Source organism: Stappia albiluteola (assembly GCF_014050225.1).
GTDB lineage: Bacteria > Pseudomonadota > Alphaproteobacteria > Rhizobiales > Stappiaceae > Hongsoonwoonella > Hongsoonwoonella albiluteola.
In genome coordinates this window covers 124,224-138,338 of sequence record NZ_JACFXV010000067.1, presented here as the reverse complement: position 1 = coordinate 138,338, position 14,115 = coordinate 124,224, and the positions used below count along the sequence as shown (strand labels likewise).

The 14,115-nt window shown below is 63.5% G+C and carries 15 protein-coding genes; 6 read left to right on the top strand and 9 right to left on the bottom strand.

Annotated features, from left to right (window positions below):
- Positions 1 to 50: 50 nt before the first annotated feature.
- Genes H2509_RS20110 through H2509_RS20095 form a run of 4 tightly spaced genes read right to left on the bottom strand, consistent with a single transcriptional unit; the run spans position 51 to position 3,872 of the window.
- Positions 51 to 1,043 carry a C-terminal binding protein gene (locus H2509_RS20110; RefSeq protein ID WP_182168257.1) on the bottom strand — a complete coding sequence of 331 codons (993 nt, stop codon included), beginning with the start codon at positions 1,041 to 1,043 and terminating at the stop codon, positions 51 to 53.
- 1 nt (position 1,044) lies between these two features.
- Positions 1,045 to 2,058, bottom strand: a complete 1,014-nt coding sequence (locus tag H2509_RS20105; RefSeq protein WP_182168256.1) for a DctP family TRAP transporter solute-binding subunit — start codon at positions 2,056 to 2,058, stop codon at positions 1,045 to 1,047.
- Between the two features lie 21 nt (positions 2,059 to 2,079).
- Positions 2,080 to 3,366 (bottom strand): TRAP transporter large permease, encoded by a 1,287-nt coding sequence (locus H2509_RS20100; RefSeq protein ID WP_182168255.1) that lies wholly within the window; start codon positions 3,364 to 3,366, stop codon positions 2,080 to 2,082.
- Between the two features lie 5 nt (positions 3,367 to 3,371).
- A complete protein-coding gene (locus H2509_RS20095) occupies positions 3,372 to 3,872 on the bottom strand; it encodes a TRAP transporter small permease (protein ID WP_182168254.1) in 501 nt (166 codons plus the stop codon).
- 155 nt (positions 3,873 to 4,027) lie between these two features.
- On the opposite strand from H2509_RS20095, the gene H2509_RS20090 reads away from it, so the two are divergent.
- Both H2509_RS20090 and H2509_RS20085 read left to right on the top strand, forming a co-directional pair.
- Positions 4,028 to 4,687 (top strand): GntR family transcriptional regulator, encoded by a 660-nt coding sequence (locus tag H2509_RS20090; RefSeq protein ID WP_209002102.1) that lies wholly within the window; start codon positions 4,028 to 4,030, stop codon positions 4,685 to 4,687.
- Between the two features lie 184 nt (positions 4,688 to 4,871).
- Entirely contained in the window at positions 4,872 to 5,312 is a 441-nt protein-coding gene (locus tag H2509_RS20085; protein ID WP_182168252.1) for a DoxX family protein, read from the top strand.
- A gap of 103 nt (positions 5,313 to 5,415) precedes the next feature.
- Here H2509_RS20085 and H2509_RS20080 read toward each other — a convergent pair whose 3' ends face one another.
- The 5 genes from H2509_RS20080 to H2509_RS20060 all read right to left on the bottom strand — a co-directional run bounded on the left by H2509_RS20080 (position 5,416) and on the right by H2509_RS20060 (position 10,045).
- The gene (locus tag H2509_RS20080; RefSeq protein WP_182168251.1) at positions 5,416 to 6,312 is read right to left on the bottom strand and encodes a LysR family transcriptional regulator; all 897 of its coding nucleotides are present in this window, start codon (positions 6,310 to 6,312) and stop codon (positions 5,416 to 5,418) included.
- 56 nt (positions 6,313 to 6,368) lie between these two features.
- A complete protein-coding gene (locus H2509_RS20075; protein ID WP_209002117.1) occupies positions 6,369 to 7,160 on the bottom strand; it encodes an NAD-dependent epimerase/dehydratase family protein in 792 nt (263 codons plus the stop codon).
- A 12-nt stretch (positions 7,161 to 7,172) separates the two neighbouring features.
- Positions 7,173 to 8,450 (bottom strand): TRAP transporter large permease, encoded by a 1,278-nt coding sequence (locus H2509_RS20070; RefSeq protein WP_182168249.1) that lies wholly within the window; start codon positions 8,448 to 8,450, stop codon positions 7,173 to 7,175.
- Positions 8,451 to 8,455: 5 nt separating this feature from the next.
- Complete coding sequence (locus tag H2509_RS20065; protein ID WP_235975133.1) at positions 8,456 to 8,992, bottom strand: TRAP transporter small permease; 537 nt, start codon at positions 8,990 to 8,992, stop codon at positions 8,456 to 8,458.
- Positions 8,993 to 9,058: 66 nt separating this feature from the next.
- Positions 9,059 to 10,045, bottom strand: coding sequence for a TRAP transporter substrate-binding protein (locus H2509_RS20060; RefSeq protein ID WP_182168248.1), 987 nt, complete (start codon positions 10,043 to 10,045; stop codon positions 9,059 to 9,061).
- A 223-nt stretch (positions 10,046 to 10,268) separates the two neighbouring features.
- On the opposite strand from H2509_RS20060, the gene H2509_RS20055 reads away from it, so the two are divergent.
- From H2509_RS20055 to H2509_RS20040, 4 genes are all read left to right on the top strand, one after another.
- Positions 10,269 to 11,018, top strand: a complete 750-nt coding sequence (locus H2509_RS20055; RefSeq protein WP_235975131.1) for a FadR/GntR family transcriptional regulator — start codon at positions 10,269 to 10,271, stop codon at positions 11,016 to 11,018.
- Between the two features lie 195 nt (positions 11,019 to 11,213).
- The gene (gene kdgD, locus H2509_RS20050; protein WP_182168306.1) at positions 11,214 to 12,119 is read left to right on the top strand and encodes a 5-dehydro-4-deoxyglucarate dehydratase; all 906 of its coding nucleotides are present in this window, start codon (positions 11,214 to 11,216) and stop codon (positions 12,117 to 12,119) included.
- Positions 12,116 to 13,246: a mandelate racemase/muconate lactonizing enzyme family protein gene (locus H2509_RS20045; protein WP_182168246.1), complete on the top strand. Its 1,131-nt coding sequence runs from the start codon at positions 12,116 to 12,118 to the stop codon at positions 13,244 to 13,246. Before kdgD ends, H2509_RS20045 begins: the two co-directional genes overlap by 4 nt.
- A gap of 8 nt (positions 13,247 to 13,254) precedes the next feature.
- Entirely contained in the window at positions 13,255 to 14,109 is an 855-nt protein-coding gene (locus H2509_RS20040; RefSeq protein WP_182168245.1) for an amidohydrolase family protein, read from the top strand.
- The last annotated feature ends 6 nt before the right edge of the window (positions 14,110 to 14,115 follow it).

Below are 14,115 nucleotides of genomic sequence, written 5' to 3'. Positions count from 1 at the left end.
TCTCCCGATTGTCCGCCCGATTGGCGTGCGGATTGAAGGTCAGGCCCTGCTCACCAGGGATTGACCCAGTTGCGCGGCGCATGCCCTGAAAGCACGCGCGCCAATTCCTCCGCGGCCTTGGTCTGGAGCTCCCTGACGGAGGCTTCCGAATACCAGCCGCAATGGTCGCTGAGCACCGTGTTGGGTGCCTTGAACAATGGATTGGTTGGTGCCGGCGGCTCCTGCTCGAAGACGTCGAGCCCGGCGCCGAACAGCCGGCCGGAGATCAAGGCATCGGCGAGCGCCGCCTCGTCGATCAGCCCGCCGCGCGAAACATTGAGCACGATGGCGTCCTGTTTCATCGACGCGATGCGTGCCGCATCAAGGATATGTCGGGTTTCCGTCGTCAGTGGCGTGTGAAGGCTGACGACGTCGGCCTCCCGGCACAGGTCGCCGAGATCGACGCTCTCCACTTCCCATGCGAGGGCGGTTTCCGCATCCAGATGAGGATCGCTGACGAGCACCCGCGAAAAGCCGAGCGCCCTGAACCTTGTGCAGGCTGCCCTGGCGATCCGTCCGAAGCCGATCAGCCCGAGCGTCGCCCCGCGATGGCCGGGCACCGGCTTTGCCTGCGCGACGCCCCACGCTCCCGCCCTCACCTCGGCATCCCGGCTGACGACGCGCCGGGCGACTGCGAGGTAGAGCGCCACAGCGTGGTCGCTCACCTCGTTCTCGGCGCCATAGTCGGGGATGTTGGCGACGTAGATGCCGCGTTCGGACGCCCGCTTGACATCGACATTGTCGACGCCGACCCCGTAACGGACGATCAGCCGAAGGCTCGGGAAATCCTCGTAGAAAGCCCGGTCGATACGGCGCTCGCGAACGAGCACCGCAAAGACGTTGCGATCCTTGAGGGTGGAGACCGCATCCTGATCCCTGGCCACCGCCAGAATATCCGCGCCGAAGGGACGAAGGGTCGCCCTTTCGGTCGAATAGTCCGCATAGCCGGGCTCCAGCACGGCGGCCACGGGCACCTTCTGAAGGATATCGGTCTCCGCCCGCATCTTACTGGTCCCGATAGGCTGCGACGGCCGCGTCGAGCTTGTTCGGCCAGTCCTCGCCGATCTCGCCGACGATGAACTCCCGCACCGCCGGCTGGGAAAGCTCGCGGAACTTCGCCTTCTGCTCGGGGCTGACGGGCACCACTTCCATGCCCTTGGCGGCGAGGATCGTCGCCGCGTTGGCGTCCTGGGCCGCAGTCATGCCGCGATGGATGACCTTGGCGATCTCCACGCACTGGTTGACCGCCGTCTTTTCGGCATCAGTCAGGCCTTCGTAGAACGCGTCAGCGATCATGTAGGCGTGCCAGGAGAACACGTGCCCGTCGAGGGAAACGTATTTCTGGTGCTGGTAGAGCGACGCGTCGACGATATTGGTGACGCCGTTTTCCTGCCCGTCCACGACACCCTGCTGCAGCGCGCCTGGAAGCTCGGGCCAGGGAACCGGCGTGGCGGATGCGCCGAGGGACTCCACGAGCCTCGTCCACACCGGCGCCGTCTGGACGCGGATTTTCAGGCCCTTCATATCGTCGGGTTCGGCGACCGGACGCTTGGAATTGGTGAAGTTGCGCACGCCGTTGTCGGCCACGCCCAGCACGCGAATGCCGGTCTCCTTGCGCATGTCCTCGAACATTTCCTTGCCGAAGGCGCCATCCATGATCGCCCAGGCCATCGCCTGGTCGTCGAAGACATAGGGCATGGCGAGCACGGCGAAGGGCTTGTAGACAGCCGAGATCGGGCCGTCATGGACGACGCCCATCTGGATGGTGCCAAGCTGCAGCCCCTCGATCACCTGGCTGCCGTCGCCGAGCTGCGAGGCGGGATAGACCTGAACGTCGATGCCGCCGGAGGTCTTGCCTTCCACGCAGGTTTCGAAGGCAAGTGCGGCGGCCTGCTTGGGCGATGCCAGGTCGGCCGCCTGGAAGTGAGCGTATTTCAGCTCCTTGGCCTGCGCCGCCGCCGTTGAGGCGGCAATGGCGAGCGCTGCCGTCGCGCTCAGGAATTTCGACAGGTTTCTCATCAGTTTCTCCTCCCTGATGGGTCAGTTGGCAAATCCGAAGAACCGGGGCACCACCGTGCTCACCGCCGGCATGAGAATGACCAGCAGCAGGACGATGAGTTCCGCCGCAAGCAGCGGCAGGACGGCGCGCGACAGGCCTTCAAGGCGAAGGCGCCCCACGGTCGCGATGACGAAGAGGACGGGGCCGACCGGCGGCGTGATCATGCCGATCGTCAGGTTGAGCACGAGCATCATCGCGAATTGCAGCGGGTCGATGCCGAACTGCGCCGCAATCGGGCTCAGTACCGGCGTCAGGATGATCAGAGCCGGCAGGGTGTCGATGAACAGGCCGCAGACGAGCGCAAATCCGGCGAGGAGGAAGAGCACGGCAAGCGGTTCCTGCGTCAGTCCGGAAATGGCGCCGGCCAGAGTCTGGGGGATCTGCGCATAGGTCAGAAGCCAGCCGAAGATCGAGGCCATGGCAACGATGATCAGCACCGACGACGTCGTCACCGCAGCGCGCACCAGCACCCGGTAGAGAGCGGACATCGACAGCGTGCGGCGACCGAGCCCGAGCACCAGCGCATAGGCGGTCGCAACGGCTCCGGCCTCCGTCGGCGTGAAGACGCCTGCGAGGATGCCGCCCAGGATGATCGCCGGCATCAGGATCGCAGGTCCCGCCGCGATACCGCTCGACAGGATCTCCGATGCGGATGCCCGGTGGGTTCTTCCACGATAGTCGTGGCGAACGGAGACGAAATGATTGGCTGCGGCAAGGCTGAGACCGAGCAGCAGCCCGGGCAGGATCCCGGCTAGGAACAGGCCCGCTACTGTCACGCGACTGTCGGCGATGGCATAGACGACCATCAGGATCGACGGTGGAATGATCGGGCCGATTGTGGCGGTCGCCGCAGACAGCGCACCGGCATAGTTCGCCTCGTATCCCGCCCGGCGCATCATGCGCATGACGATGGCCGAGGGACCGGCCGCATCCGCAAGCGCGGATCCGGAAATACCGGCGAACAGCATCGAGACCAGCACGTTCACATGGCCGAGGCCGCCACGGATATGACCGACGAGATCGTTGGCGAAACGCAGCAGCGCCGTCGTCAGGCCGCAGGCCGTCATCAGTTCCGATGCGAGGATGAAGAACGGGACCGCCATCAACGGGAAGGAGTCGATACCGCCATACATGCGCTGGGGAATGATCAGCGGATTGAGCGCGCCGTCGACAAGGATCGCCGCCATGCCGGCGATACCCATGGTGAAGGCGACGGGGATGCCGAGCGCAAGCGTCGCGAAGAACAGCAGGATCAGAACCTTCGCCATCCCGCTCACCCGTCCTGACCGGGATAATCGCCGTCGCTCTCGAAGTCGCGCGAGACGAAACGCCGGGCGAAGAAGAAGAGATGACAAAGGAAGAGTGCCGCACCGGTCGGGATGGCGAGATAGGGAATGCCGCGCGAAATCCCCGTCGCCATGGTCTCTTTTGGCCAGCCGAAGGCGACAAAGCGCGCGCCGAACCAGAAGACGAGCGCCATGAAGAGCCCCATGACGACGACCGCGCCCCAGCGGATCATCGTGTTGAGCCTCTCGGGAAACACCGAGACGAACAGGTCGATCTCGACCAGCCGTCCCTCACGCAGCGCGAGTCCCGCGCCAGCGAAAGCGCCGAAGATCATCAGGAAGCGCGCCACTTCCTCGCCCCAGGAAAGCGAAGACCCGAACACATAGCGGCCGATCACGTTGACGAAGACGATGGCGAATATCGCCGCAAGTGCTGCGGCGACGAGCGCCCTGTTGACCGTAACCAGCGCTTCTTCGATGCGCCTCATCCACCCCTCCCGAGGATCGACGGGCGTTCTTCCGGCCCGCCTTGTTAGCGGTCATTTAACTGACATACTGGCATACAGTGTGTCAATAGAGTAGAATGCTGTGATTGAGGAACGATCGGCGCTATAAGCGTGCTGAATTGAACGGGCCGGGGAAAATGCTGAAAATTCAACGACCGAAGTCATTGAGCGAGCAGGTTGCCGATGTCCTGCGGGATGAGATCGTCAACGGCGATCTCGATATGGGCGAGGCGCTTTCGGAATCGAAGATCGCCAGCCGGCTCGGCGTAAGCCGCACGCCCGTGCGCGAGGCCTTCGCGCGGCTGGAACTGGAAGGCCTTGTCCACACCGAGCCACAGCGCGGCACCTATGTCTTCAAGCTCGACCGGGATGCGCTGTTCGACATCTGCGACGTCCGCGTCAGCCTGGAAACCACCGCCTTTCGCAAGGCTATGGAGCGCGACCCGAAAGGCCTGGCCAAGAGCCTTGCCAGGGTCGTGAACGACATGACCAAGGCGCGTTCGGCCGGCGACGACCGGCTCTATTTACAGCTCGACACGGATTTCCATCAGAAGCTATTCGACCACGCGGGCAACAGCTTCCTCGACGATGCCTACCAGACAATATCCGCCAAGATGGCTGCGCTCAGGAACCGGCTCGGCCGCCATCCGGACCATATGGACAAGTCGTATCGCGAGCATGTCGAAATGGCCGAAGCTATTGCCGAGGGCAAGATCGATCCCGTCATCGACATCATGATCAGCCATATCGGCCGCAAGGAAGGCTCCTACTGGAACCTCGATAGCACAAAGAGCTGAGGATCAGTACAGCTCCTGCCGCAAGCGGGCGGGGCTCGCTAGCACCAGCAGATATTTTATTTTCTTTTCTATTTTTTCGAACGAAACGGAAGATATTATCCCTGTTTTTCGCAAAGCATGGCGATGCCATATTTCCCTCATCGAAGCGGCCCGGGACGGGCGCTCATTCAGAGGAGATATCGAAATGGCAAATTCAGGCGCTCTCGCTCACTCCCATGGCACCGAAACGGCAATCTCAAGGACGCTCGACGGCATCGTGCCGCTGGCCGGCCGCGTGCTGATCGCTGGCCTGTTCCTGCTCTCCGGCATTTCGAAGCTTCAGGCCCCCGCCGGAACGATCGCCTATATTGAATCGGCCGGCCTGCCCTTTGCGACGCTCGGTTATATCGCAGCGCTGGCGGTGGAGATCATCGGAAGCCTTGCGCTAATTGCCGGTTACCGGACACGCGCTGTCGCGGCGATCATGGCGCTGTTCACCCTGGCAGCGGCCTTCGCCTTCCACTTCGATCTTAGCGACCAGAACCAGTTCATCCACTTCTTCAAGAATATCTCGATCGCCGGCGGCCTGTTGCAGATCGTCGCCTTCGGCGCCGGACGGCTGAGCCTCGACGCCCGCCGCGCCTGACCTGACAGGCGCCTGACCTGACGGAAAGGCGGCCCCTCGCCTGCCTCGCCATCTCCACAGGCTCCCCGGGCATTTTCCCGGGAGCCTGTGAGCTTTCGGCGGGTCACGCTTCCTGACCGAGAAACCTTTCGATGAGCCACAAGCCCGCCGGCCCCGGTGGGGTATCCATCCGGTAGATCGCGTTGAAGACATAGTCCCGCCCCTTGCCCTCAGGCATGTCGAGCGCGACCAGCCGACCCGTCTTCAGGTCTTCCCTCACCATCGGTTCCGGCATGTAGCCCCAGCCGATGCCGGCTTTCAGCAGCATATGCTTGGAACTGAGGTCTGCGAGTCGCCAGGTTCGGGTGCTGAAAACCGCGAAATCCCGGCCCGCCGTCAGATCCGAGCGGTCGGTCAGAACAAGCTGGACTTCCTCCCGCCCGGCACCGGGCGGGTTTCGGCCGGCCAGTGCCAGGGGATGTTGCGGCGCTGCAACGGGGATCAACCGTACGCCTCCGATGCCGATCCTCTCGATCCGATCCACCGTTTCCAGAGGTCCGCTGACGCCAAGCCGCGCCACGCCGTCGAGAACCAGCTTGGTCACCGCCCCCAGCGCCTCGGTATGCAGATGCAGCGTCACCGTGGGGAACTGTTCGCGAAAATTGGTCAGGGCATCCACGACCCTGTCTTCCGGCATCAGCACGTCAAGCGCCAGGTGCAACTCGGTTTCGAGCCCTTGCAGGATGCCCCTCGCTTTTGCCCGCAGATTGTCGACGCCGTTGGCGACGGTCCGCGCCTCGGCCACCATCATGCGCCCCGCGTCCGTCAGCCGCGGCTTGCGCGTCGTCTCCCGGTCGAAAAGCGTCAGCCCGAGCTGTGCTTCCAGATTGGCGATGGAATAGCTGATGACCGACGTCGCGCGGTTGAGGCTGCGTGCCGCTCCTGCGAAACTTCCCGCGTCGACGACAGCCAGAAGGACCTGGAGCTGATCCAGGGTCGGCGTGCCGGGATCGGATACCATTTCGATCTCCTCGAACGAAGATGGCATCCTTATATCAGATTATTCGACGATCCGCCTCATTCGAAGATCGGATCGGCCACGAACTTGCCGCCCTGATAGACCGACTGCACAGCATCGGCGGGTGGTTTTGCCACCGTCTTCTCGATCTTGTCGCGGAAGCGGGAGGAATTGTCCTTCGGCCGCCAGCCCAGATAGCGCGCCGCCTTGTTGTCCCACCAGGATAGATCGTTGTCCGACGCCCCGTAGATGATCGGGCAGCCGAGACGCGGCGCGCGGAAGATGCATTCAACGAGCGAGACGAAATCGTCGAACGACAGCCAGGTCGCCAGCATCCGGTGGTCGACCGGCTCCGGGAAGCAGGAGCCGATGCGCACGATCGCCGTCTCGATGCCGAACTTGTTGTGGTAGAGCGAGGCCATCGCCTCGCCGTAGCATTTGGAAACGCCGTAGAGCCCGTCGGGCTGCAGGTTGGCGGAGGCGTCCAGGTACTCGTCCTGGCGATGGAAGCCGATGGCGTGGTTGGAGCTTGCGAAGAAGATACGCGGCTTGCCGGTCTTGCGGGCCGCCTCGTAGAGGTTGTGCACGCCGACAATATTGGCATTGAGGATCTTGTCGAACGTGTCCTCGACCGAAATTCCGCCCAGATGCAGGATGCCGTCGCAGCCCTCCACCAGGCTCATCACGGCATCCATGTCTCCCAGATCGCAGACGACGACCTCCTCCCTTTCACCCGCCGGCGCGGGCGCCACGATATCCGACAGCCGGATCGTCTCGGCGATATGGCCGAGGCGCTCACGCGCCATCCTGCCCAGCCCGCCATTTGCGCCGGTGATCAGCAGTCGTTTCAACATCGTCATTCCTCATTCGAACAGTCCGGGTAGCGTCAGGGATATCGCCGGCACGTAGGTGGTCAACATCAATGCCACGAAAATCGCCAGATAGAAGGGCCAGATCGTCTTGACCGCGTTCTCTATCTTCACACCGCCTATGACGCAGCCGACGAAAAGGCAGGCGCCGACCGGCGGCGTGCACAGGCCAAGCCCGAGGTTCATCATCATGATGATGCCGAACTGCACCGGGTCCATGCCGAGATCGCGCAGCACCGGCAGGAAGATCGGCGTGCAGATCAGAATGAGCGCGGCCATGTCCATGATCATGCCAAGTGCCAGCAGGATCAGGTTGAGCATCAGCAGGATGACCACGGGCTCGCTGGAGACGAAAGTGAGCGCACTGGCCAGCAGTTCCGGCACCCTGTAGAGCGCCAGCAGATAGGCGAAGGCAGAGGCGCAGCCGACGAGGATCATCACCAGGGACGTGGTGCGCACGGCGCCGGCCACCGCCGCCTTGAAGCCTTCCCAGCTCAGCTCGCGATAGACGAGCGCGGTCACGGCCAGGGCATAGATCGCGCCGAAGGCACCCGATTCCGTCACCGTCATGATACCGGACAACACGCCGCCAACGATGATCACCGCCGTGAAGAGACCCGGCAGCGCGACGATGAAGCTGCCGGCGAGCACCGTGAAGCCCGGGAAGGGTTCTGAACCGTAGCCGCGCTTGACGGCCACGATATAGGCGGCGACGCCGAGGCACAGGCACATCAGCACGCCCGGTACGATGCCCGCGATGAAGAGCTTGGAAACCGACACGCCGCCGGCGGCCACCGCGAACAGGATCATGTTGTGGCTCGGCGGGATGACGACGCCGGCGATTGACGACGTCACCGTGACGTTGACCGCATAGTCGGCATCGTAGCCCTTGTCCTTCATCACCGGCATCAGGATCGAACCCAGCGCCGACGTATCCGCCACCGCCGAACCGGAGATGCCGCCGAAGAGCATCGACGAGGCCACGTTTACGATGCCGAGGCCGCCGCGCAGGCTGCCGACGGCGGCGGCAGCCAACCGCACCAACCGGTTGGCGATGCCGCCCTGCAGCATCAGTTCGCCGGCGAAGATGAAAAAGGGAATGGCCAGCAGCGAGAAGACGGATATGCCGGACAGGATGCGCTGGAACGCGACGAAGAGCGGCAGACCTTCGTAAAGGAAGCCCGCGACCGTCGCGATGCCGAGCGCGAAGGCGACCGGTACGCCGGCGATCATGGCGCCGAAGAAGAGGCCGAACAGGATGAGAAGCCCCATGTAAGTCAAACTCCGCGCGAGATGCCGCGCTGAATGCGCGCCAGCATGTCGAATGAGGCAAAGAGGACGATAAGGATGCCGCAGACCATCACCGGAGCGGCGCGCCAGCTTTCGGAGATGTTGATCAGCGGCACGATACGGTTGACGTTGGTGGCGACGAGCAGCCAGCCCTGCCAGCCCATGAAGGCGCCGAAGACGATCATCATCAGATCGCTGAGGAGATGCAGCGGGATGCGAACGGCACCCGGCATCGCCTCACGCACGAAATCGATGCTGAGATGGGTGCCTCTGCGAATACCGACGGCCGCCCCAAGGAAAGTGACATAGGCGACGATGATCAGCGACCATTGTTCCACCCATGTCGGCGTGCTGTTCAGCACATAGCGGCCGAAGACCAGCCAGCCGAAGATCGCAACCAGAATTACGAGCAAGGTTCCGGCGACGACCATGCATGCCCAGGTAAGCCAGTCGAGCACTTTCTCGGCTGCCGGCCGGGCATCTATCTTCGGACCGGCATCGCCGGCCTCCTGAGATACGCTCAAGGCAAACTCCGACAGGAAAGAAAGGCCCGGAAGCGACGCTCCCGGGCCAGTTGAGTGGAAGGCTGCTTAATTGGTGGACTGGATCGCGGTGATCCACTCCTCGAGGTCCGGATTGGCCTTGATGAAGGCGGCATAGACCGGAGCCATTTTTTCCTGGAAGGCCTTCTTGTCCTGCACCTCGTTCACCTTGACGCCGGATTCCTCGACCTTCTGGCGGCTGGCGACCGAACGCTCCTCCCAAAGCTTGCGCTGAAGGGTGGCGGAGTCGATGGCGGCCTGGCGCACGATCTCCTGGTCTTCCGGAGAAAGCTTGTCCCAACTCGCCTTGGCGATGCAGACGCATTCCGGAATGATCAGGTGGTCGGTGATCGAATAGAACTTGGCGACCTCGTAGTGGTTGCTCGATTCGAACGAGGGGTAATTGTTCTCCGCGCCGTCGATCACGCCGGTCTTCAGCGACTGATAGACTTCGCCATAGGCCATCGGCGTGGCGTTCCCCCCAAGCTGGTCGATCATCTGCACGTAGAGATCGTTGTTCATCACCCGCACCTTCATACCGGCGAGATCGGCGGGGGTCTGGATCGGCTGCCGGGTGTTGTAGAAGCTGCGCGAGCCGGAATCGTACCAGGCAAGCGCCACCAGTCCCTGTTCTGCCATGGCATCGGAGAAGCGCTGGCCGATTTCGCCGTCCATCACCTTGTGCATCTGGTCGACGCCGGTGAAGAGGAAGGGAAGCGACAGGACGTTGGTGGCCGGAACGATGGGGCCCATGGGTCCGAGGTTGAAGTTGGCAAAGTCGAGCGCGCCGTTGCGCGTCTGCTCGATGGCGTCCGGCTGCGAACCGAGCACGCCGCCGTTATAGACGGTCGGGGTTACCCGGCCATCGGTCTTCTCCGCCACGTCCTTGGCGAACTGCTCGAGGGCGACGGTGTTCGGATAGCCTTCCGGATGGATGTTCCAGCCGCGCCAGTCCGCGGCAATCGCCGACGCGCCGGCGAGCGCCACGAGGGTCCCGGCGAGCGCAGTTACGCGCAGCAGCTTTTCTAGTCGCATTTCTCTCTCCTCCCAGATGCGAAAACGCGGATTGTCGCGACAAGTTCGGCAGCATGACCGCGCCGCCGCATCATCTTGTCATATGTAAATGCGAATGTCATATTACATGTTGTCGACACCCCGTCAACAGACGATCGTGCTGCCTGGCGTGACTTGTATTGACAGTTGGCAGGGGCGCGGGACCATTGGCGGAACGAGCAAGAACAAGGCGGTGAAGCAGGTCTTGGAACATTCAGCGACGAAACAGGACGAGAGGCCGGCGCAGGCTAAGACGCGCGGGCGCACGAATCTCGTCGCCAAGGTCAGCGGCGAGTTGCGGCGCGCGATCCTGGCCGGAGAAATCCTGGCCGGCGAAAGACTGCCCAGCGAGGCGGGCCTGACGCGGCAATACGAGGTCAGCCGCACGGTCATTCGCGAGGCGATCGCGTCGCTGCGCGCGGATGGTCTCGTCGAAGCCCGGCAGGGTGCGGGCGTCTTCGTCATTTCCAACCAGCCATCGGCCAGCCAGCCGTTCCGCTCTTTCGATCCAGCGCGAATTTCCTCAATTATTGAGGTACTTGAGCTGCGCACCGCCGTCGAGGTGGAAGCCGCGTCCCTTGCTGCCGCCCGCCGCTCTCCCGCACAGGACGAAGCGATCCACGAGCGGCTGTCGGAGATCGGTCAGCACATCGCCCGCGGCGAGCCGACCATCGAGGCGGACTTCGCCTTTCACCTGGCAATCGCCGACGCGACCAACAATCCGCGCTTTCGCGAATTCCTCGAAGTGATGGGCAGGAACGTTATTCCGCGCACGTCCCTGCAGGACAGCGACGTGGAACACACGCCCGGCGACTATCTTGCCCGCATCCAGGCGGAGCACCGGCGAATCGCCGACGCCATCTCGGCACAGGACGAGACAGCGGCCCAGGAGGCCATGCGCATTCATCTGAAAGGCAGCCAACAGCGCTACCGCACCATGCTGCGCCGCGGCTAGACCTCAAAGTTATCATACAACTTATTGACTTACGTATGACGATGGCTAAGATGGCGGCACGTTTCACATGGCCCCATCAGGGTCGGGGGCGGCCCGTCGCGGCGGCACCCCGACCAGCCATCCGCCAATGAAAAGCATTGCCCGTCAAGGGCATCAGGCCCAAGATTCAGGATCGCGAAACCCATGCCAGCCCCCCTGCAACCCGAAGCCCTGAAAGTCGCGCTCGGCGCCGGCCTTCTGTCCTTCCCCGTCACGCCTTTCGACAAGGCCGACAGATTCAATCCGAAAGCCTATTCGGAGCATGTCGGCTGGCTGTCGGGCTTCAAGGCAAGCGTGCTGTTCGCTGCCGGCGGCACGGGCGAGTTCTTCTCGCTGGCGCCTGAGGAGGTGCCGGAAATCGTGCGGGTGGCGAAGGCATCGGCCGGCGATACCCCGATCGTGGCCGGCTGCGGTTACGGCACGAAGATCGCCGTCGAGCTTGCCCGCGCCAGCGAAAAGGCCGGCGCCGACGGCCTGCTGCTCCTGCCGCATTACCTTATCGATGCGCCGCAAGACGGGCTCTACGCGCATATCAAGGCGGTCTGCGACGCGGTATCCATCGGCGTCATGGTCTATAACCGCGACAATTCGATCATTCAGGCCGATACGCTGGCCCGCCTCTGCGAAGCCTGCCCGAACCTCGTCGGCTTCAAGGACGGTTCAGGCGATATCGGCCTCGTCCGCCAGATCACGGCGACCATGGGCGACAGGCTGACCTACCTCGGCGGCATGCCGACCGCCGAGCTGTTCGCCGATGCCTATCTCGGCGCGGGCGTTACCACCTATTCCTCGGCGGTGTTCAATTTCGTGCCCGCCCTGGCCCAGGAATTCTACACGGCCCTGCGCGCCGGCAAGAAGGAGCGCACGGAAGCGATCCTCAAGGACTTCTTCTATCCATTCATGAAGATCCGCAACCGCAACAAGGGCTACGCGGTTTCCGCCATCAAGGCCGGCGTGCGCCTCATCGGCTTCGATGCCGGACCGGTGCGCGCACCCCTCGTCGACCTGACCGCTGAGGAAACCGCCATGCTCGCCAGGCTGATCGAGCCGTACCTCCCATGAAGATCGCCGCCGTTCGCACGCATGTGCTGGACCATCCGCTGGATCAGGTGTTCGAAAGCGCGTCGATGTATTTCGACCGCCGACAGCACTGCCTGGTGGAGATCGTCTGCGACGATGGCACCACGGGCTGGGGCGAGTGCCTGGGCCCTGCCCTGCCCAATGCCGCGGTGGTCAAGGCCTACGAGAAATGGCTTCTCGGCCGCGACCCGCTGGAAACCGAAAAGATCTGGCTTGAGCTTTACAACGCCCTACGCGATCAGGGGCAGCGCGGGCTGACCGTCACCGCGCTCAGCGGCATCGACATCGCCTTGTGGGATATCAAGGGCAAGCGCTTCGGCGTACCCGTTTCCATTTTGCTCGGCGGGCGCTGGCGTGACAGCGTGAAAGCCTATGCCACAGGCTCTTTCCGCAAGGAGGGTGTCGACCGTGTCGCCGACATTGCGGCCGAGGTCGCGGGTTATCGCAAGGAAGGCTTCCACGCGGCCAAGATCAAGATCGGCTTTAATGTCGAGGAAGACCTTGCGGTCATTGCCGCCGTGCGCGAGGCCATCGGCGACGACATGCGGCTGATGATCGACGCCAATCACGGCTATGACGTGCTGGAGGCGGTCGAACTGGGCAACCGGGCGGCGGATTACGGTATCGACTGGTTCGAGGAGCCCGTGCTGCCGGAGCAGATCGGCTCATATCACGCAGTGCGCGCCGGCCAGCCTATCCCGGTCGCCGGCGGCGAGACCTGGCACGGCCGCTACGCCATGCGAGAACCGCTGGAAACCCGCGCCGTCGATATCATCCAGCCGGATATCTGCGGCACAGGCGGCTTCACCGAAATGCGCAAGGTGGCCGATCTCGCGGCGATCCACGGCGTGCGCCTCGTGCCGCATGTATGGGGCACCGCCGTCCAGATCGCCGCGAGCCTCCAGTTCATGGCGGCACTTCCGCCCAATCCGCCGCGCCGCGATCCGATCGAGCCGATCCTGGAATTCGACCGCACGCATAATCCGTTCCGGCAGGCGGTGGTAACTGAACCGATCGAGCATGAGAACGGCGTCGTCGTCATTCCCGACCGCCCGGGACTTGGCATCGAGATCAATCGCGACGCGCTTGCCGAATATGCCCTCAAATAGGAACGCCGATGCTGGTCCGTAAGCTTTCCGGCGACACGCCGAAGACCGTGCTGCCGAAGGGTGCCACCGACACCCAGATGCACCTCTACCTGCCGGACTATCCGGCCGAAGCCGGCGGGCCACCGGTGCCCGAGGGCACGCCGGGTCCGGACGACTACCGGCAGGTGATGGAATGGCTCGGCATCGACCGCGTCGTGGTCACGCAGGGCAACGCGCATCAGTTCAACAATGACTGTCTGCTTGCGTGCGTCGCGGCGATGGGGCCGGTCGCGCGCGGCGTGGCCGTCATTACCAGCGACACGCCCGATGCGGAGATGAAGCGCCTGCACGAGGGCGGCATTCGCGGCGCCCGCATCATGGACTTGGCCGGCGGTGCCGTCGGTCTCGACGGTCTGGCCGGCGTCGACGCCCGCGCACATGACTTCGGCTGGACGGTCGCCGTCCAGTTCGATGGCAGCCGTATCCTAGCACACATGCCGAAGCTCGAGGCGATAGAAAGCCGCTACATCATCGACCACCATGGCAAGTTCTTCTCCGGCACGACGCCGGACAGCGCCGAGGTCGATGCGGTGAAGCGCCTCATCGACCGCGGCAACTGCTGGTTTAAATTCGCCGGCTGCTATGAGTCCTCCCGCACCGGCGGGCCGGATTATTCGGACATCGCGGCGGTGGCCCGCAAGATCGCGGCTTATGCACCCGAACGGATCATCTGGGGCACCAACTGGCCGCATAACCAGGTGAGGCGTACCGAGGACTACCCCGATGACGCCGGACTGCTCGACCTGGTGCTCGGGTGGGCGCCGCAAAGCGCATTGCAGTCCGTTCTGGTGGACAGCCCAGCCCGCCTCTTCGACTTCGACTGACGCCGA